The 17,891-nt window shown below is 59.9% G+C and carries 20 protein-coding genes; 9 read left to right on the top strand and 11 right to left on the bottom strand.

The features are described 5' to 3' along the window. Positions 1-50: 50 nt before the first annotated feature. Together M0814_RS17530 and cysZ are read right to left on the bottom strand one after the other, a co-directional pair. Entirely contained in the window at positions 51-1,250 is a 1,200-nt protein-coding gene (locus tag M0814_RS17530; RefSeq protein WP_103485803.1) for a glycosyltransferase family 1 protein, read from the bottom strand. A gap of 54 nt (positions 1,251-1,304) precedes the next feature. Beyond that, positions 1,305-2,057, bottom strand: coding sequence for a sulfate transporter CysZ (gene cysZ, locus M0814_RS17525; protein WP_007968036.1), 753 nt, complete (start codon positions 2,055-2,057; stop codon positions 1,305-1,307). Positions 2,058-2,368: 311 nt separating this feature from the next. Here cysZ and trxB point away from each other — a divergent pair, with 311 nt between their 5' ends. Beyond that, positions 2,369-3,331 carry a thioredoxin-disulfide reductase gene (gene trxB, locus M0814_RS17520; protein WP_003221727.1) on the top strand — a complete coding sequence of 321 codons (963 nt, stop codon included), beginning with the start codon at positions 2,369-2,371 and terminating at the stop codon, positions 3,329-3,331. A 183-nt stretch (positions 3,332-3,514) separates the two neighbouring features. Here trxB and M0814_RS17515 read toward each other — a convergent pair whose 3' ends face one another. The 6 genes from M0814_RS17515 to M0814_RS17490 all read right to left on the bottom strand — a co-directional run bounded on the left by M0814_RS17515 (position 3,515) and on the right by M0814_RS17490 (position 6,624). Then, entirely contained in the window at positions 3,515-3,853 is a 339-nt protein-coding gene (locus tag M0814_RS17515) for a HopJ type III effector protein (protein ID WP_103485804.1), read from the bottom strand. Further along, a complete protein-coding gene (locus tag M0814_RS17510) occupies positions 3,846-4,142 on the bottom strand; it encodes a DUF1244 domain-containing protein (RefSeq protein ID WP_003221730.1) in 297 nt (98 codons plus the stop codon). The genes M0814_RS17515 and M0814_RS17510 overlap by 8 nt, the downstream gene beginning before the upstream one ends. Positions 4,143-4,210: 68 nt before the next feature. Then, the gene (gene folX / locus M0814_RS17505; protein ID WP_003221732.1) at positions 4,211-4,582 is read right to left on the bottom strand and encodes a dihydroneopterin triphosphate 2'-epimerase; all 372 of its coding nucleotides are present in this window, start codon (positions 4,580-4,582) and stop codon (positions 4,211-4,213) included. Next, positions 4,583-5,143, bottom strand: coding sequence for a GTP cyclohydrolase I FolE (folE, locus tag M0814_RS17500; RefSeq protein WP_103485805.1), 561 nt, complete (start codon positions 5,141-5,143; stop codon positions 4,583-4,585). Between the two features lie 21 nt (positions 5,144-5,164). After that, positions 5,165-5,875, bottom strand: coding sequence for a dihydromonapterin reductase (gene folM, locus M0814_RS17495; RefSeq protein WP_103485806.1), 711 nt, complete (start codon positions 5,873-5,875; stop codon positions 5,165-5,167). A 179-nt stretch (positions 5,876-6,054) separates the two neighbouring features. Then, positions 6,055-6,624, bottom strand: coding sequence for an antibiotic biosynthesis monooxygenase (locus tag M0814_RS17490; protein WP_103485807.1), 570 nt, complete (start codon positions 6,622-6,624; stop codon positions 6,055-6,057). A gap of 210 nt (positions 6,625-6,834) precedes the next feature. Between M0814_RS17490 and M0814_RS17485 the strand changes: the two genes are divergently transcribed. Continuing rightward, positions 6,835-7,794 carry a MerR family transcriptional regulator gene (locus M0814_RS17485; RefSeq protein WP_003221740.1) on the top strand — a complete coding sequence of 320 codons (960 nt, stop codon included), beginning with the start codon at positions 6,835-6,837 and terminating at the stop codon, positions 7,792-7,794. Between the two features lie 3 nt (positions 7,795-7,797). Here M0814_RS17485 and M0814_RS17480 read toward each other — a convergent pair whose 3' ends face one another. Both M0814_RS17480 and M0814_RS17475 read right to left on the bottom strand, forming a co-directional pair. Next, a complete protein-coding gene (locus M0814_RS17480; protein WP_003221742.1) occupies positions 7,798-8,403 on the bottom strand; it encodes a hypothetical protein in 606 nt (201 codons plus the stop codon). Between the two features lie 55 nt (positions 8,404-8,458). Continuing rightward, positions 8,459-8,935 carry a PAS domain-containing protein gene (locus M0814_RS17475; protein ID WP_103485808.1) on the bottom strand — a complete coding sequence of 159 codons (477 nt, stop codon included), beginning with the start codon at positions 8,933-8,935 and terminating at the stop codon, positions 8,459-8,461. A gap of 153 nt (positions 8,936-9,088) precedes the next feature. Between M0814_RS17475 and M0814_RS17470 the strand changes: the two genes are divergently transcribed. After that, positions 9,089-9,544, top strand: coding sequence for a flavodoxin (locus tag M0814_RS17470; RefSeq protein WP_103485809.1), 456 nt, complete (start codon positions 9,089-9,091; stop codon positions 9,542-9,544). Here the strand turns inward: M0814_RS17470 and M0814_RS17465 are convergent. Further along, the gene (locus M0814_RS17465) at positions 9,534-10,421 is read right to left on the bottom strand and encodes a LysR family transcriptional regulator (RefSeq protein WP_103485810.1); all 888 of its coding nucleotides are present in this window, start codon (positions 10,419-10,421) and stop codon (positions 9,534-9,536) included. The two genes, M0814_RS17470 and M0814_RS17465, sit on opposite strands and share 11 nt — an antisense overlap. A gap of 94 nt (positions 10,422-10,515) precedes the next feature. Here M0814_RS17465 and M0814_RS17460 point away from each other — a divergent pair, with 94 nt between their 5' ends. The 6 genes from M0814_RS17460 (at position 10,516) to M0814_RS17435 (ending at position 17,875) form a co-directional block, all read left to right on the top strand. After that, positions 10,516-10,902 (top strand): CidA/LrgA family protein, encoded by a 387-nt coding sequence (locus tag M0814_RS17460; protein WP_103485811.1) that lies wholly within the window; start codon positions 10,516-10,518, stop codon positions 10,900-10,902. Continuing rightward, on the top strand, positions 10,892-11,578 hold the full coding sequence (locus tag M0814_RS17455; RefSeq protein WP_103485812.1) for an LrgB family protein: 687 nt from the start codon (positions 10,892-10,894) through the stop codon (positions 11,576-11,578). The genes M0814_RS17460 and M0814_RS17455 overlap by 11 nt, the downstream gene beginning before the upstream one ends. Before the next feature lie 131 nt (positions 11,579-11,709). After that, a complete protein-coding gene (locus M0814_RS17450) occupies positions 11,710-12,492 on the top strand; it encodes a class II aldolase/adducin family protein (RefSeq protein ID WP_103485813.1) in 783 nt (260 codons plus the stop codon). Further along, entirely contained in the window at positions 12,492-13,394 is a 903-nt protein-coding gene (locus M0814_RS17445; RefSeq protein WP_103485814.1) for an alpha/beta hydrolase, read from the top strand. Before M0814_RS17450 ends, M0814_RS17445 begins: the two co-directional genes overlap by 1 nt. A 202-nt stretch (positions 13,395-13,596) precedes the next feature. Then, positions 13,597-14,508: an SDR family oxidoreductase gene (locus M0814_RS17440; protein WP_103485815.1), complete on the top strand. Its 912-nt coding sequence runs from the start codon at positions 13,597-13,599 to the stop codon at positions 14,506-14,508. 970 nt (positions 14,509-15,478) lie between these two features. Next, complete coding sequence (locus M0814_RS17435; RefSeq protein ID WP_247868511.1) at positions 15,479-17,875, top strand: DUF6543 domain-containing protein; 2,397 nt, start codon at positions 15,479-15,481, stop codon at positions 17,873-17,875. Positions 17,876-17,891 lie beyond the last annotated feature (16 nt).

Raw genomic sequence — 17,891 nt, 5'->3', positions numbered from 1 at the left:
AATGTGGGAGCGGGCTTGCTCGCGAAGAGGGCATCAGAGTCGACGATTATCTAAGGCAATGTCTGCGCATTCGGCAACACCTGCTCCCGCACACACGCCCCACGCAAATGCTTTTCAAACTGCTCGATGATCGCTGCCCAGCCCTGGCGACTGGCATGCTGCCGCGCATTCAGACGCACACAGCGCAAGCGCTCGTCCTCTTCCAATAACCACGCCGCCGCATCGCAGAACGCTTCCTCATCACCGGGCATCGCCAGCACGCCGTTGTAGCCGTGACGGATGTGCTGCGCCGCCGCAGCCTGATCGTAAGCCACCACCCCCAGACCGGACGCCAGTGCTTCAAGCACCACGTTGCCGAAGGTTTCGGTCATGCTCGGAAACAGAAAGATATCGCCGGACGCATAGTGCGCCGCCAGCGCTTCGCCGCGTTGTGAACCACAGAAGATCGCCTGCGGGATTTGCTGTTCCAGCGCCAGACGTTGCGGTCCGTCGCCGACCACGATCAGCTTCAGATTGCGCTGTGGATAAGTGCTGCACAGGGTGTCGAAGCAGCGCTTGAGCAGGCCGAGGTTCTTCTCCGGGGCCAGACGTCCGACGTGAATCACCGCGATGTCCTGCTCGGACAAACCCCATTGTTCACGCAAGCCGTTCAGGCGCTTGGCCGGGTGAAACAACTGGCTGTCCACGCCACGGGACAGCAGGGCGAGGCGATCGAAATGCCGACGCTCCAGTTCCAGGCGCTGACTGACACTGGGCACCAGGGTCATCGCCGAGCGGTTGTGAAACCAGCGCAGATAATGCGTGAGCAAGCGCGTCAGCAAACTCAGCCCGTACTGATTGGTGTACTGTTGAAAATTGGTGTGAAAGCCACTGACCACCGAGATCCCCAGACGTCGCGCCGCGCGCAAGGCCGACAAACCGAGCGGCCCTTCGGTGGCGATGTACAGCACATCCGGGCGCTGGCGTTTCCAGCGCCGCAGCAGCTTGTGCATCGACGACTGACCCCATTGCAGACCGGGATAACCCGGCAATGGCCAGCCCCGGCACAACAGCAAGGCATCGTCCTCGACGCGCTGCGGATCGCCCGCCTGACGCGGGCGCACCAGCTCCACCTGATGCCCACGCGCGCGCAAGCCATCGCACAAGCGGCCAAGGGTATTGGCCACCCCGTTGATTTCCGGTGGGAAGGTTTCGCTGATCAGGGTGATATGCAGAGCTGTCGTCATGACCTCAGTGTCGGCTGAGGCCATGTCGTGCTTGTGACGTTCGGATGATGGATTTGTGACTGGCTGTCTGGGAGCGGCCTAGCGCTGCGTGACGAGGTTCTCCGCACCCCGTTCACGCACCCAGAACAATGTTGCCCCGGCCACAGCGGCCGGCATCATCAGAATGTTGACCACTGGAATCAGCAGCGCCAGATAGACGATCCCGCCAAAACTCATGCTCTGCCAGCGCTTCTGTCGCAGCCAGGCGAGCATCTCGTTCCAGCCGAGCTTGTGGTTGTCCGCAGGGTAGTCGATGTACTGGATCGCCATCATCCACACGCCGAACAGCAGCCACAGCGGCGCGGCGACGATGTTCACCACCGGGATGAACGAGAGGATGAACAGGCCGATCGCCCGGGGCAGGAAGTAGCCAAGTTTGCGCATTTCCCGGGCGAGGGTACGCGGGATCATCGCGATCAGTTCGCCCCAGCTGAAGGCCGGGAAGTCGTCGGTGCCGCGCACCACCACTTCGACTTTTTCCGCGAGGAAACCGTTGAACGGCGCGGCGATCACGTTAGCGAGCATGGTGAAGGTGAAGAACACCATCAACGCCACCAGCACCACGAACAGCGGCCAGAGGATGTAGCTGAGGAAACTCAACCAGTCGGGCAGCGATGGCATCAGGCTGTCGACCCACAGGCTGAACTGATGGCCGGCCAGATAGATCAATCCGACGAACAGCACCAGGTTGATTGCCAGTGGCAGCAACACGAACAGGCGCAGGCCGGGGCTGAGAACCAGTTTGAGGCCTTCGCGCAGGTATTGCGGGCCGGACAGAACAGGTGCGGGCATAAGGTGCTCCGAGCAAGGGAAAACGCGCCGACCTTACCGGCTTTGCACTGCGTGCGAAAGCGCGGCAGAGCGATCGACATTCACTGTAACAAAGACGTCGATCTGGTCGGAGTCTGCGCATAGAGACCACCTATGAGCTGGATTGTTAAACCGTATTTCCTTAATCTTGCCCCCCTCGATACGCTGCACCCAACTTTTTACAGGACTGTCGAGCTCATGCCTTCCCCAAGGTTATCCACAGTCCTTTTTTATTCCCGCCGGCAGTCCGGCGTTCCGCGCCAGTCTTTCGGCTCGGTCAACAGGAGCAGGTCATGTCTGAAGTCCGTCATTCGCGAGTGATTATTCTCGGTTCCGGCCCTGCCGGTTACAGCGCCGCGGTCTACGCCGCCCGTGCCAACCTCAAGCCACTGCTGATCACCGGCATGCAGGCTGGCGGTCAATTGACCACCACCACCGAAGTCGACAACTGGCCAGGCGACGTTCACGGCCTGACCGGTCCGGCGCTGATGGAGCGGATGCGCGAGCACGCCGAGCGCTTTGAAACCGAGATCGTTTTCGATCACATCAACGCCGTGGACTTCGCTGCCAAGCCATACACCCTGACCGGCGACAGCGCGACTTACACCTGCGACGCCCTGATCATCGCCACCGGCGCCAGCGCTCGTTACCTGGGCCTGCCGTCGGAAGAAGCGTTCATGGGCAAAGGCGTTTCGGCCTGCGCGACCTGCGACGGTTTCTTCTACCGCAACAAGCCAGTGGCTGTGGTCGGCGGTGGCAACACCGCTGTTGAGGAAGCACTGTACCTGGCCAATATCGCCAGCACCGTGACCCTGATCCACCGTCGGGAAACCTTCCGCGCCGAAAAGATCCTGATCGACAAGCTCAACGCCCGTGTGGCCGAAGGCAAGATCATCCTCAAGTTGAACGCCAACCTCGACGAAGTGCTGGGCGACAACATGGGCGTGACCGGTGCGCGTCTGAAGAACAACGACGGCAGCTTCGACGAAATCAAGGTCGACGGCGTATTCATCGCGATCGGCCACACTCCGAACACTTCGCTGTTCGAAGGCCAGTTGACCCTGAAAGACGGTTACCTGGTGGTGCAGGGCGGCCGTGACGGCAACGCGACTGCAACCAGCGTCGAAGGCATCTTCGCTGCTGGTGACGTGGCCGACCACGTTTACCGTCAGGCCATCACCTCGGCTGGCGCCGGCTGCATGGCGGCACTGGACACCGAGCGTTACCTGGACGGTCTGCAGAACGCTTCGTTCTAAATTGCAGACACAAAAAAACCGGCTTCGGCCGGTTTTTTTTATGCCCGTATTTCCGCTACACCGCATAACCCTGTGGGAGCGGGCTTGCTCGCGAAAGCGGTGTGCCAGACAAAGAAAAGTCGCTTGGCACGGCGCCTTCGCGAGCAAGCCCGCTCCCACAGGGGATGGCGTTGTCTATGGGAATCAGCGACGGGTCAGGGGCTGCGTTTCGAACTTCACGCCGGCCATACCGTGCTTGATCAGCGCGCGAATATTGCCGTGGTCGCTGCCTTCAGGCGTCGCCACCACCGAGCGATAATGCTCGCCGAATGCCAGCAGCGCTTCTTCATCGCTCAGGCCTTCCAGCAGTGCCAGGCCCAAGGTCTTGCACGAACCTTCATTCTGCCCGGCGGCGTTTTCCACGCCACCGTTGTTGAACGCTTGAGGCTGATAGTCGTAACCAGCGGCGATGAACGCCAGGGTGTCGGCGAAAGCGTGTTCGCCGCTTTTGAGGCTGGCGCGCAGGGTGTTCAGATCACTCATTGGGTTTTCCTTTGGCGAACGCCGCTTGTTGCTCGGCGCTGGCTTCTTGCTGATATTGGGCTTTCCACTCGGCGTAAGGCATGCCGTAAACCACTTCGCGTGCGTCATCGAGGCTGACCTCGATCTGCTGCTCATCGGCGGCAGCCTTGTACCACTTGGACAGGCAGTTGCGGCAGAACCCGGCGAGGTTCATCAGGTCGATGTTCTGCACGTCCTTGCGGCTGTCCAGGTGAGCGACCAGCCGGCGGAAGGCGGCGGCTTCGAGTTCGAGGCGTTGTTGCTCGGTCATGATGGGCTCTGTGCAGTCTATTCGTGGCGCGGATGATAAAAGTCTGGCGCGCGATGCGCCAGACATGCTCAGCGGCTGGCGGCGAGGGTGATCGACACCGACTCGGCAAACCGCAGCGCATGCGGCTTGTCGACTTCGACTTCGGCGTACAGCACCGCGGTATTGGTCATCACCAGGTCCAGCAATTCCTGGGTCAGGCGTTCGAGCAGCGCAAAGCGATTGCCCTCGACGTGGGCGATGATCGCCTTGGTGATGGTGCGATAGTTCAGCGCGTGGTCGATGTCGTTGTCGCGCACCGCTTCCTGCGCGGCGTACTGGATGGTGAGGTTGATCAGCACATCCTGCTTGTTGAGGATCTCGTCCTCGTTGATCCCGATAAAGGTGCGCAAGCGCAGATCCTTGACCCGGATGCGCGCCATTCCCGGTTGAAGTTGTGACATTTACTTGCTCCGTCCAATCAATTGCAGGAACTCCTGGCGGGTGTTGCTCGACTCGCGAAAGGCGCCGAGCATGACCGAGGTGTTCATGGTCGAATTCTGTTTCTCGACACCGCGCATCATCATGCACATGTGCCGGGCCTCGATGACCACCGCGACGCCGGCGGCATCGGTGACCTGTTGCACCGCATCGGCAATCTGCCGGGTGAGGTTTTCCTGAATCTGCAGGCGCCGGGCGAACATGTCCACCAGCCGCGCGATCTTCGACAGCCCCAGCACCTTGCCTGTCGGAATATAAGCCACATGGGCCTTGCCGATGAAGGGCAGCAGGTGATGTTCGCATAACGAGTAGAGCTCGATGTCGGCGACGATGATCATCTCGTCGCTGTCGGAAGCGAACAGCGCGCCATTGACGATCTTATCCACACTCTGTTCGTAGCCGTGACACAGATACTGCATGGCTTTCGCCGCGCGCAGCGGCGTGTCGAGCAAGCCTTCGCGGTCGGGATCTTCGCCGAGGCCGATGAGGATCTCGCGGTAATTCTCGGGCAGGGAACGGGTCATGGCAGATCCTCGCGCAGCAACTTATTTGACGTGACGTCCGCCGTTGACGGTCAGGGTCGTGCCGGTGACATAGGGGTTGTCGAGCAGATAGCGCAGGCTCTGGTAGATCACTTCGCTGCCGGGCTCGATGCCCAGCGCGGATTTGGCCAGCGCCTTGGCGCGGTACGCCGCGTCGTCGTCGGGATTGAACAATAGCAGGGCCGGTGCGATGCCGTTGACCTTGATTGCCGGCGCATAGCGCGCGGCGAAGGACAGGGTCAGGCTGTCGAGCCCGGCCTTGCTGGCACAATAACCGATGTGTTTGCTGCTGCCCTTGTGCGTGACATCGTCGCTGATGTGGATGATGTCGGCCGGGGTAGAGCGCTTGAGCAGGTCGGCGCAGTGCAGATTGATCAGGTACGGCGCGAGCATGTGCACATTGAGCATGCGCGAGAAGGCTTCGGCTTCACTGCCCGGGGTTTCCGCCAGCCATTCGGAGGCGTTGTGCACGATGGCGCGCAGGCTATCGGTGCGGGTCTTCAGTTCATCGATGAAGGCAAGGATGGCAGCTTCGCTGGAAAAGTCCGCGAACACGCCGATAGCGCCCAGATCCTGCAGGGTTTGCACGCCGGGACGTTCGCTGCGGTAGGTAAAGATGACCCGATGGCCGTCCTCAAGCAAACGCTGCGCGCAGTGCAGACCGACACGCTGGCCGGCACCGGTGATGAGGATCGGGGCGGAAGAAGTGGTCATGAACGGCTCGCGTCGCGGTGGGAGTAAAAACTATAACAGTGACGCGGGGTCCCCACCTATCGCAAGACGGGTGCTGTGCTTTTGTGGGAGCCGGGCTTGCTCGCGAAGGCGGTGTGCCAGGCACGGATGCATCAACTGACACGACGCTTTCGCGAACAAGCCCGCTCCCACATGGGCTCTCAGCGGTTTTGAGACACTGGTTCAACAGGCAGTCGAGGTGCTGGAACACTGTTCAACCAGTTGGCCAGCAACCGCGTCGACAACGGGATAAAGAAATACACCATCAATGGCGTCAGGCACGCCGTGCTGATCAACACCCGCGGCAGCAGGCTCATCTCGCCCAGCAGCGGCCCGAGGACAAAGTTGAACAGCAGTGACACTGGGAAGAACGCCAGCCAGATCGCCACGGCCTGTTTCCAGCGCGGTGGCCGTTGACCGGCCGCGCCGAACCAGCCTTCGATGCCGCTGACGCGGTGTTCTTTGGGGTGTGCAAACAGATCGCTGCCACGGGCCAGCCACGCGGTACGCGAGGCCGAGTGCTCCCAGGCGTGCAGGGTCTGCTCGTCGACGAAGCGGAAAATGATCTGGAATTCGTTGTCACCGGGTGGCGGAGCGAGCACGCCGGAACCCAGGTAACCGGGAAAGTCTGTGGCCAGTTGTTCGCCTTCGCGCAGCCAGGTCATCAGGTCCTGATAGCGGCCGTCGGCGACGCGACGCGCAACCATCAGCGTGACGGGGGAAGTAGACATTATGTATCTCCGTATTCCGAGTGCGTCGCTCCGGGTAGGAACTTCGCAATACGCAGGCGGGGGTAGGAGCCTGCGCTTTTCAACAAGCAAGGATTATTCCTGATTTTCGTGATTAAACCAGAGACATTCGTCGCAGATCATTGCTTGAACGCTGATGGGGCATCGGATATAGAATGGGATCCAAGAACCATCAAGGACATTGATCGGACAATGCCTGTCAAAACGGACATTCACCCTGCCTCGCAGGCCTCTGTCGCGCTCGAGCGTGAAGAGCTGTTTCCCATTCGTGAGGTTTCGCGGCTGACGGGCGTGAATCCCGTCACCCTACGTGCATGGGAGCGTCGCTACGGGTTGATTCAACCAACGCGCACCGAAAGCGGGCATCGTCTGTATTCGATGACCGAAATCGAGCGTGTGCGCAGCATTGTCGACTGGATTGATCGCGGCGTGGCCGTGAGCAAGGTCGGCAAGATCCTCGCCAGGACCGAGCCGTTGAAAGCCTTGGCCCATATCATTTCCGATGATCTGGTACAGGCTGATTACGCGCAGTGGCAGCAGCAGGTGCAACTCGCCGTCAGTTCATTTGACGACCGGGCGCTGGATCAGGTCTACAACCAGATCTTCTCGTCCTACGCGTTGCCGGTGGTGTTTCACGACATCCTCATGCCTTTGTGGCTGCAGATGCTGCAGCGCCAGGACGCCTTCGGCCAGACCAGCGAGTGGCTGTTTTTCGATGGATTTCTGCGGGCGCGGGTCTTGCAGCGCATCGTCGCGCTGCGCGGCACGCAGCCGCGCAAAGTGGTCGTCAGCGCGCTGGCCGGTCAGTGCCGGGAGCTCGAGTTGCTGGTCGCCGCGTTGTTTCTCAGTGGCAATGACGCCGGGGTGCGGGTGCTGACCACCGGTCAGCCATTCGATGAGTTGGCGCTGGTGTGCGAGCGGATCAAGCCGCAGGCGCTGGTGCTGTTTTCCAATCACGCTCCGACAGCCGATTTGCCGCGACGGTTGAACCGTCTGGCTTTGAGCCTCGATTGTCAGGTGATGCTGGCCGGTGATACCGCGGATCTGGCGCAGGACAGCCTGGCGGGTTCTTCGATTGGTTGTCTGGGCAACGAAGGGGCGACAATGCGTCAGCGCATGACGCAGTTTCTCGCGGGCAAACTGGATACGTGAATTTCAGGTGTGCAGAGCAGGGTGGGTCAGGCGATGTTGCTGCAGGATGAACTGGCGCAGGCGTTCGGTTTCGTCGGCATCGGTCTGGCTGAGTTCATAGGCAAAGAAACCCTGCTCGGTCTCTCGCTCGAAGTTGCCACGCAGGGAGATCCGCTCATAACCTGACGGGCTGAACCACAGGGCGAAATGCCTCGGCGGTTTGGTTTTGTTGCGCATCTCCAGCAGCAGGCCTTTGTGCGATACCTCGTGAACCCACATCGCCCCCGGCTGGCCCTTGGCGTTTTCCAGTGCCACAGGTTCCTCGAGCGTCAGGCGCCATGGCCGGATCATCGGGCCGTCTTCGTAAATGCTGGGTACACCGAGACGCAGATGCAGCGCGTGGAATTCGTCCTCCACCAGATGCAGCGGGAAGGTCATTTGCTGGTTTTCGAAGTTCGCCTGAATGGTCACTTGTTCGTGAGCAGCGAGGCGCGTGAGCAGATCGCGGATTTGCGAACCACCGTTGACCAACAGGCTCGACGTCGCATCCCGCACATTAAGCTGCGGGTTATGCTGCATGGTCTGGATGAAATCCAGCTCATCCTGGGTCAGGAGTGCGTCGCGTTGCATGGCCTGGCTCGAAAGAAATAGTTACAAAGTCATTGGTGATTGTAGTTAATGACACTTAGTTCGCAGTTTTGTTTGCGCCGTTCGTCGCTTTCAAAGCTGCCAGCTCCGCCTGCAGTGCGGCGACCTCGGCTTCCAGCTGTGTCACACGTTGCTGGGCCTTGACCTGAACGGTCACATCCTTCTGTACGCCGACGAAGTAAGTCAGCCCGTCATCCGCGTTTTTCACCGTCGACAGTGACAGTTCATTCCAGAACGGCGTGCCGTCCTTGCGGTAGTTGCGCAGTGTTTCCCGACACGATCCACCGTTGCGGAGCACCTCGCGAATCCGCGCCAGGCTCGCCTGATCGCGGTCTCCGGCCTGCAGAAAACGGCAGTCCTGATAGAGGATTTCTTCGCTGGTGTAGCCGCTCAGGCGTTCGAAGGCCGGGTTTACATAGATCAGGATGTTGTCCTGCTCGCCTTCTTTCTCTGCCACCACAATTCCATCGTTCGACGCGTTGATCACCATTTGCAGCAGACTGGCATTGATCATCTGTGAATCCTTTCAGCATTGTCGATGGCTCGCATTCTAGAAGATCAATCGGCGCTGTCTATAGGCCATCAGTGTCCGTTGAGAGCCAATCGCAACTTCATCGCCCGGGCTGTTACTATCGCCGCTCTTTTTTTCAGTTTCAGGATCAGATTGATGAAAGTCGCCATCCTCTCCGGTTCGGTTTACGGCACCGCCGAAGAAGTCGCCCGCCACGCCCAGAATCTGCTGAAAGAAGCCGGTTTTGAAACCTTCTACAACCCGCGCGCCAGCCTGGCCGATATCCAGGCGTTTGGCCCTGAAGCCTTTCTCGCGGTGACCTCGACCACTGGCATGGGCGAGTTGCCGGATAACCTCATGCCGCTGTATTCGACAATTCGCGATCAATTGCCAATGGCCTGGCGCGGCTTGCCCGGCGCGGTGATCGGTTTGGGCGATGCCAGTTACGGCGATACGTTCTGCGGCGGCGGCGAACTGATGCGCGAGTTGTTCGCCGAGCTGGGCGTGCGCGAAGTGCAGGACATGCTGCGTCTGGACGCCAGCGAAAGCGTGACTCCGGAAGCCGATGCCGAGCCATGGCTGGCGCAACTGATCGCCACGCTCAGGGGCTGATCGCGCGCTCGCGCAGCAAGGCCAGCCAGGCCTGCGCGGCTTTCGACAGGTAGGCGCCCTGACGCCAGATGAACGCGATGTCCCAGCGCAGATAATCCGGTGCGCGCAACGTCAGGCGCACCACGCCCGGACGCTCCAGTGCCCTGGCGACCACGCTGGGCAGCAGCACCACGCCTTGCCCGGCGGCAACCAGTGCCACGAGAAAGTCCGCCTGGCCGCTGCGCCCACCCTCTTTAGGGGTGAAACCCATTTGCTGGCAGGCCTGCAATAACCGGTCATTGAGCACGAAACTGCGCTGGTACAGCAGGAACGGCGTGTCGGCCAACTCCTCAAGAGCAATCTCGCCGCGAGCCGCCAACGGATGATCCACCGGCAGCAACGCATCGAGTTTCTCGTCGCAGAACGGCTGAAAGTCGAACTGCGGATCTTTCGGCAACAGGCTGCCGCCCAACTCCAGTTCGCCGCTGAGTACCGCCTGCTCGACGTTGCGACTGCCGCCTTCAAGCAATTGAATGCTGATGTTCGGATAGCGCCGCCGATACTCGGCGAACAGTCCGGCGAATAACGCATCACTGCCCAGCAGCGGCAGACCGAGGCGCAATTCGCCGCGCGCCAGTTGGCTCAGATCATCCAGCTCACTCAGCAACTCATTGCGCAAACGCAACATGCCTTCGGCCCGCTGCAGCACCACGCTGCCCGCGGCGGTCAGGCGCAGTTGCGAGCCGAGCCGTTCGAGCAGCGGCGTGCCGAGGCTCTGCTCCAGTTGCGCGACTTGCTTGCTCACCGCCGACTGGCTGATGTGCAGGGTTTTCGCCGCCTGGGTGAAGCCACCTTGATGCATGACTTCGACAAAACTGCGCAGCTGTTTGAATTCCATGATCTGATTCCGTTTTGGAATAGTGCTGAGTCTAACAATTCGCTTCTGGGATGACAGGCCGCTTCGTAAAATAAGCCCCTGTCAGGAGCCCATCATGAAAGCCGCATCCCTCAAGTATCTTTCCCGTCTATTCGCCGAGCTGGCCGTGTTGCTCGGTCTCTACCTGCTCGGCTGCCAGATCGCCGCGTTGCTGGCTTGGCCTATTCCCGGCGGAGTCATCGGCATGGCCTTGTTGCTGCTGGCGTTCGCATTCGGCTGGGTCAAACCGGCGGCGCTGCAACTGGGGGCCGGATTGCTGATGGCCGAGATGCTGCTGTTCTTTATTCCAGCGTTGATGAGCCTGCTCGACTACGGCGCGCTGTTACGCAATGACGGCTGGCGAATTCTGTTGGTGATCGGCGCCAGTACCCTGATGGTGATGCTGGTGACTGCGTTCACCGTAGAGCTGGCTGTGCGTCTGAGGCGGTCCCATGAAGCTTGAATGGATGCCGATGTTCTGGCTCGCCTTCACTCTGCTGGCGTACCTGTTCAGTCGCTGGATTTATCGGCGCACCGGGCGCTATCTGCTGTCGCCACTGATTCTGGTGCCGGCACTGCTGCTGGCGCTCGCCGTGCCGCTGCACACCGCGTATGCCGAATATTCGAGCAACACCCATTGGTTGATGCTGGTGCTCGGGCCGGTGACGGTCGCCTTCGCCGTGCCGATCTGGCAACAGCGGCGCTTGTTGGTGCGGCACTGGTCAGCGCTGTTGCTGGGTATGCTCGCCGGCAGCGCGGCGTCGATCGCCACCTCGTTCGGACTGGCCAGGGCGCTGGCGCTGGACACCTCAGTCACGATGTCGCTGGTGCCGCGCTCGATCACCACGCCATTCGCCATGCCGTTGGCGCAGGATCTGGGCGGTGTGCCCGAGCTCACCGCGGTGTTCGTGATGTTCACTGGCGTGTTCGGCGCGATGCTCGGCGGCGTGTTGCTCAAGTGGTTGCCGCTGCGCAGTGCGCTGGCGCGTGGTGCGTTGTTTGGGGTTGGCGCGCATGGGGCCGGGGTCAGTCGGGCGCATGAAGTGGGCGGTGAGGAAGGCTCGGTGGCGGGGCTGGTGATGGTGCTGACCGGGCTGCTCAATCTGTTCGCCGCGCCTTTGTTGGCGTCGTTGCTTTGACATGGATCCAAGCTGTTTGCATTGCTGACCCGCTCAGTCATCAAGCTGGCTGGCAATGCAACTACGTGAATTGTGGGAGCTGACTAGACTGCTGACACGTGCAAAACAATAAGAACGCAGAGGTGCATACAGTGAGCGTAGCCCCCGTCCAATCGTCCCTTGATGTCAAAGACCAGGTCAGTGCCGCGGAATGGCAGACCCGGGTCGATCTGGCCGCCTGCTATCGACTGGTGGCGCTGCATGGCTGGGATGACCTGATCTTCACCCACATTTCCGCCAAGGTTCCGGGCACCGAAGACTTCCTGATCAACCCGTTCGGGTTGATGTTCCATGAGATCACCGCCTCGAGCCTGGTCAAAGTCGATCAGGCCGGCAACAAGCTCATGGACAGTCCCTACGAAATCAATCCCGCCGGTTACACCATTCACAGCGCCGTGCACGAGGTACGGCACGATGTGGTTTGTGTGCTGCATACGCACACCGCGTCCGGTGTAGCCGTTTCCGCGCAAAAACAGGGTGTGTTGCCGATCAGCCAGCAGTCGCTGTTCGTGCTGTCGAGCCTGGCCTATCACGCCTACGAAGGCGTGGCGCTGAATCACGAAGAGAAGGCGCGCTTGCAGGCCGACCTGGGCGATAACAATTTCCTGATGCTGCACAACCATGGTCTGTTGACCTGTGGCGGCACCATCGCCGACACCTTTCTGATGATGTTCACCTTCCAGCGCGCCTGCGACATTCAGGTCATGGCGCAAACCGGCGGTGCTGAACTGATCGCCATCGAACCGCAAATCCTCGCGGGCGCCAAGGCGATGATCGCCGGCGTGACCAAAAGTGCTCAAGGCATGGGCGGCGCGCTGGCTTGGCCGGCACTGCTGCGCAAACTCGATAAACAAGACCCCGGATATAAACTCTAATGCCTCTTGCCGAGATTCCTCTGTGTGTCTGGCGCAAACGCAGCCGGACGTTTGTCTTTCGCGGCCAGTCGATCCGTTACTGGACGGCGGGGCAGGGTGAGCCGCTGCTGATGATCCACGGTTTCCCGACGGCCAGTTGGGACTGGCACTACCTGTGGCAGCCGCTGGCCCAGCGTTACCGAGTGATCGCCTGCGACATGCTCGGTTTCGGTGATTCGGCCAAACCGCTGAATCACAGCTACAGCCTGCTGGAACAGGCCGATCTGCAACAGGCGCTGTTGGCGCATCTTCAGGTCGAGCAACCGGTGCACCTGCTGGCCCACGATTATGGCGACAGCGTTGCCCAGGAACTGCTCGCCCGGCATTACGAAAATCGTATCGAGGTCGCCAGTTGTGTCTTTCTCAATGGCGGCCTGTTCCCGGAAACCCATAGACCGGTGTTGATGCAAAAGCTGCTGCTCAGTCCGGTGGGCTGGATGATCGGGCGTGCGTTTACCCGTGATGCATTGGTGAAAAGTTTTCGGCAGATTTTCGGCCCGCAGACCCGGCCCAGCGAAAGCGAACTGGATGATTTCTGGAGTCTGATCGAGACCCATCGCGGCCCGCGCATCCTGCACAAATTGATCGGCTATATCCCGGAGCGTCGGGTGCAACGTGACCGCTGGGTGTCGGCGATGCAACGTGGTGAGGTGCCGTTGCGAGTGATCGATGGCGAAGTCGATCCGATCTCCGGTGCGCACATGGTCGAGCGTTACCGCAAGCTGATTACCGATGCCGACACCGTACTGTTGCCGGGCATCGGCCACTATCCGCAGATCGAAGCGCCGGTGCAGGTGCTCAAACATTATCTGGCGTTTCGTGAGCGCCTGGAGTTGCCGCCGCGCAAGGTCGCGTGTTCCTGAAAGATCAAGAGATCGCAGCCTGCGCCAGTTCCTGCACCGATCTTCTGTAGGAGCTGCCGCAGGCTGCGATCTTTTGATTTTGCTGTTCATCATCCCCCAGCCTTATCGCCCACCATTCAGCCCCAGCCCTGTTCGTTGTGACCTAACGCCCCGTGCCTGACACTCGGGATTATTGTCCCTCAGGCCAGCTGGAGTTCCCGCGATGAATGAGTCCGTACGTTTCGAAGATAAAGTCGTGATCGTCACTGGGGCCGGTGGTGGCCTCGGTCGGGCGCACGCTTTGCTGTTCGCCCGGCACGGCGCCAGAGTGCTGGTCAACGACCTCGGCGGCTCGACCCAGGGAGAAGGTGCCAACGCTTCCGCCGCCGACCGTGTGGTGGCGGAAATTCGCGAAGCCGGCGGCATCGCCGAGGCCAACCACGATTCGGTCACTGACGGCGACAAACTGGTGCAAAACGCCCTCGATGTCTTTGGCCGTGTCGACGTGGTGGTGAACAACGCCGGGATCCTGCGCGACAAGACCTTTCACAAGATGGACGACGCCGACTGGGATCTGGTCTATCGCGTCCACGTCGAGGGCGCCTATAAAGTCACCCGCGCCGCCTGGCCGCACCTGCGCGAGCAAAGCTACGGTCGAGTGATCTTCACGGCTTCGACTTCGGGCATCTATGGCAACTTCGGCCAGTCCAACTATGGCATGGCCAAACTTGGCCTCTACGGGCTGACCCGAACCCTGGCCATCGAAGGACGCAAGAACAACATTCTGGTCAACGCCATCGCCCCCACCGGTGGCACGCGCATGACCGAAGGCCTGATCCCGCCGCAAGTGTTCGAACAGCTCAAACCGGAACTGGTCAGCCCGCTGGTGGTGTACCTGGCCAGCGAGCAGTGCCAGGAGACCTCCGGCCTGTTTGAAGTCGGTGGCGGCTGGATGGGCAAGGTGCGCTGGGAACGCAGCCTCGGCGCCGGGTTCGATCCCTGCAGCGGCTTCTCCCCGGAAGATGTCGCGGCGCACTGGCAACAGATCTGCGATTTCGAGGGCGCGGCGCATCCGAAGGACAATATTGAAGCGTTGAAGGAGATGATGGGGAATTTGCAGAAGTATTCGCTTTAACAGGAAAAATAACGAGCAGGCACAAAGTGTTTGCTCGTTTTTTTATTTATAAGTTTGAATCCGGGCTTTCCATTGGCAGCACGCCGTGCCTTGACGGTCGGCAATACGATCCTTGTCGCCAGGCGATGCTTGAGTCGTTCAAGTTACGACAAGGCCTGAATTCAAAGTCTGAACACTCCATAAATTAAAGCTTGTTTGATTGAGTGCGCTTTCGAATTTTCTTTAATCGCAGGGTTGCGTACTTCTACGCAATAAGAAGTGTTCGATGGGTTTTTCGGAGCTTTCTTTCAGGAGGGTACGCTTGCTTTTTGTCAGGCATAAAAAAGGCCGCTGCAAACGCAGCGGCCAAGGTAAGACGTTGGATCAAGGAGCTACAAATCAACGTCAGTGAACACCGGGGCAATCAATCCGAAGATTCGATTGATCTGAAAACGGTCAGCGATGGCGCGAGGGGCTCAGCAGCCAAGGCTTCCTGCTTCACGGCGCCTGCCGTGAAAGCCCGCTCAGAATAAGGGGTTCGATCCGAAGGAAAAATAGCGATTCCGGACATGCACTGTTACGGGGCATGCAACAGTCCAAAGACTCATTGAGGGCACTGCCCCTTCGTCAGAGGGCATCCGCGTGCAGTCCATGTCGTGGCACCACTGAGGGGCCGACGCTTATTTTGATCAATATATTGCCGCAGCAATGCTGTTTCTTTTGCACGATGTGAAGTTGTCGACCCTGGCGCATCGATTCAATGGGATGGCTGAATAACCAATACAGGGCAGAGGCACTAGACGTCAGTCGAGTGCGGTGTGGGTCAAATCACATTTATGTTTCGACATTAACGCTGTGTCATATGCGGTCATGTTCTCTGGATTTTGGTATTGGTTGTGAGGTTGGGAGTTGGTTTGTCCTTATTTAGATTGGGTTGCCAATTTTTGGAATTGGTTGATCGACTTCTCATAAGGGCATTTCAATGAACGTCATGAACACACATATTTCCACTCAAGACAGCACTGCGCCGACATGGCTGAGCCGTGTAGGGGCGGAAGAGAAACTTAAGTACTGCGAGCTGGAACAGCAGTGGGTCGATAGCCAGGTCGAGCTGGATCGGCAATTGGAGGACGCCGCAAGTTTGCGCGCTTTCGCCCGTTCACTGATGAGTCGGGAGTTGGAGCAGGACTTCGGCAACCCACTGGATCCCGATTTGATCGTCACTCACAGCCGTTATGTATTCCAGGCGGCGGGGCGCACGGTGATTCAGGAGGACAGGCGCTCGTTGACGGATCTGTTGCTGCAAGGCCTGCATGAGCCGGGCATGCGCGGGCGAATCAGCTTTTCCGGGGACGGACTGCCCGCGGGTCTGAACCAGCCATGGCTGGAAAAAATCGTCACCAGCAGTGTTCGCGCCGAATACGGTGTCCGCTTGCGCAAGGCGTACGAACGCCAGGGCGTGCTGGCAGCCTTGAACAGTCTCATCCGAGATCAATTGCTGCTGAGTGCTTTTGCCGCGAAGTGTCAGGGACATTTGAGTGACGCCAACTTGCAGCGGATTCAAAGAGCCGTCGCCGGGGACGCGGCGCTGACGATTGCCCCTTTGCAGCTGCGTGCGGACGTCCGCGCGCTCAAGGATCTGGTGGCCGTCGGCAGTCGCGGCGCGGGCGAGGATAGCTGGCTGCTGTATGCCCCGGGGTCGCCCGACGGTCGGGACTGGTATGAGAAACACACCTTCCGAATCCTCAATCTTGAAGTAGCGGCCTGGGCGGCCACCGAGCGTGGACGTGACTATCTGACCTGGCAGTCCCATGCCCTGGATCGCCAGCAAATCACTGGTTACCTCAAGCAGGCTTCTCAGCGCGGCGATGCCTGGATCGGCCTGACGCTCGCGCCCGCGCACTCTGGCGGTGCCGCAGTGCTCGATCCTCTGGTTTTCACCGAGCGCGCCTGGCGGGTGTCGCAGGAAGAAGGTCAGACGCCATACGGCTACCGCACGGCGGATGAAACGTTGCGTCAGGGCTTCACCCGGATCAACTGCGAACTCAAGGCGCTGCAGACCATCCAGATACGCCAGTGCGGTTTTGCATCCTATGAAAAGTTTTGCCGTGATCTGATCAAGGCGCGGGTAGAAGAAGTCTTGTTGCAACGGGGCCAGCAGGTTGCCATCGACCCGGACCTGATCGAGGTGCAGATCGACGAGCGACAGAGGATGACCTTGCATGAGTTGATCGTGGGTGAGGTCGCGTTTTATGCCGATCAAACGGGGCAGCCGCTATACCCGCGTTTCGTGCTGCTGGACGGGCACCCGCCGTTCACTGGGCTGGACATCCGTGACATCGCCAGTTGGTCGAGAACCTTGCGTCCGGGGGAACAATACATCGGTCAGCTACGCGCCGTTGACCTCAATCCAGCCAATTCCGAGGGGCTGCTCAAGCGAGGCATTGCACTGGCCATCCTGCAACGACGGATGCGGGTGGCGATCATGCAGGGACAGTTCAACGGGCAACTGCCGCAGGCGCACGTTGAGGCCTTGCTCGGGGTAGTCAACCTGTACGTCGAAAATGATCCGCGACAGATCACTCGGCAGGCCGACGCCTTCGGCAACGTCGGGCACAGTGTTCTGCATCAGTTGCATCTGTTGTTGCGGCCGGTAGTGGGGGTCTATGTGTTCAGGCTGCGTCTGCAGGGGCAGGTCGTCGAATACCTGTTTACCCCCGACGCTCCGGATGGCCGCGAGTTGCGACCGTTCAACGAGTTTGTCAGCGCGGTCAAGACACAAGGCCTGGGCGACTACCTGCATCAGCGGCTCTACGTGAAGCATCAGCTGCAGGTGGGGAGCTATCTGCGTGAGCTTGAAGAATCGTCCAGAGCCACGCAGGCCCCAACGCTCAATGGCAGGATTCACATCACCGATTTCAACGAGTGTTACGAAAGCGTTCTGCACAAGGTGATTGCCGATGTGGATGAGAAGACCCGAAGCCTCAAGGAAATCATCGGCGGTCTGCTGTTCGACGCGGTGGTCGCGGCGGCGGGAGCCATCAGTATTGTGTTCGCGCCCGTCGGCATCGCCCTCACGGCCGTGCTGTTCACCAAAGCGATGGTGCAAGGGTTCGAGGCTTATGGGTTGGGCGACCGGGCGCGCGCCATCGGGCATTTCAAGGACGCGCTGATCGAGTTGGCATCCCTGGGCAAGGCCGGGTTCACCAAGGCGTCGGTGACCCAAGTGCAGAAAAACGTCATCGGGCTGATAGGCGATGCTTACGTGATCGAGAAGCTGGTGGCCGAAGCGTCCGGTCAGACTCGATTGCCCAAACGCTTGCTGGAGGTGATTCAAGAGATCCTTGATGACCCGCAGAGCACCACCAGCAAAACCACCCTCGCCTGATTGCGAGGCATGGCCG

It is taken from the genome of Pseudomonas sp. MWU12-2020 (assembly GCF_023100605.1).
GTDB classification, from domain to species: domain Bacteria; phylum Pseudomonadota; class Gammaproteobacteria; order Pseudomonadales; family Pseudomonadaceae; genus Aquipseudomonas; species Aquipseudomonas fluorescens_H.
The sequence above is the reverse complement of the archived record's forward strand: the minus strand, read 5'-3'. Positions and strand labels throughout refer to the sequence as shown.

Coding starts and splice junctions, on each gene's coding strand:
- M0814_RS17530 (WP_103485803.1), bottom strand. CDS start 1,250: ATGGCCTCAGCCGACACTGAGGTCATGACGACAGCTCTGCATATCACC.
- cysZ (WP_007968036.1), bottom strand. CDS start 2,057: ATGCCCGCACCTGTTCTGTCCGGCCCGCAATACCTGCGCGAAGGCCTC.
- trxB (WP_003221727.1), top strand. CDS start 2,369: ATGTCTGAAGTCCGTCATTCGCGAGTGATTATTCTCGGTTCCGGCCCT.
- M0814_RS17515 (WP_103485804.1), bottom strand. CDS start 3,853: ATGAGTGATCTGAACACCCTGCGCGCCAGCCTCAAAAGCGGCGAACAC.
- M0814_RS17510 (WP_003221730.1), bottom strand. CDS start 4,142: ATGACCGAGCAACAACGCCTCGAACTCGAAGCCGCCGCCTTCCGCCGG.
- folX (WP_003221732.1), bottom strand. CDS start 4,582: ATGTCACAACTTCAACCGGGAATGGCGCGCATCCGGGTCAAGGATCTG.
- folE (WP_103485805.1), bottom strand. CDS start 5,143: ATGACCCGTTCCCTGCCCGAGAATTACCGCGAGATCCTCATCGGCCTC.
- folM (WP_103485806.1), bottom strand. CDS start 5,875: ATGACCACTTCTTCCGCCCCGATCCTCATCACCGGTGCCGGCCAGCGT.
- M0814_RS17490 (WP_103485807.1), bottom strand. CDS start 6,624: ATGTCTACTTCCCCCGTCACGCTGATGGTTGCGCGTCGCGTCGCCGAC.
- M0814_RS17485 (WP_003221740.1), top strand. CDS start 6,835: ATGCCTGTCAAAACGGACATTCACCCTGCCTCGCAGGCCTCTGTCGCG.
- M0814_RS17480 (WP_003221742.1), bottom strand. CDS start 8,403: ATGCAACGCGACGCACTCCTGACCCAGGATGAGCTGGATTTCATCCAG.
- M0814_RS17475 (WP_103485808.1), bottom strand. CDS start 8,935: ATGATCAATGCCAGTCTGCTGCAAATGGTGATCAACGCGTCGAACGAT.
- M0814_RS17470 (WP_103485809.1), top strand. CDS start 9,089: ATGAAAGTCGCCATCCTCTCCGGTTCGGTTTACGGCACCGCCGAAGAA.
- M0814_RS17465 (WP_103485810.1), bottom strand. CDS start 10,421: ATGGAATTCAAACAGCTGCGCAGTTTTGTCGAAGTCATGCATCAAGGT.
- M0814_RS17460 (WP_103485811.1), top strand. CDS start 10,516: ATGAAAGCCGCATCCCTCAAGTATCTTTCCCGTCTATTCGCCGAGCTG.
- M0814_RS17455 (WP_103485812.1), top strand. CDS start 10,892: ATGAAGCTTGAATGGATGCCGATGTTCTGGCTCGCCTTCACTCTGCTG.
- M0814_RS17445 (WP_103485814.1), top strand. CDS start 12,492: ATGCCTCTTGCCGAGATTCCTCTGTGTGTCTGGCGCAAACGCAGCCGG.
- M0814_RS17440 (WP_103485815.1), top strand. CDS start 13,597: ATGAATGAGTCCGTACGTTTCGAAGATAAAGTCGTGATCGTCACTGGG.
- M0814_RS17435 (WP_247868511.1), top strand. CDS start 15,479: ATGAACACACATATTTCCACTCAAGACAGCACTGCGCCGACATGGCTG.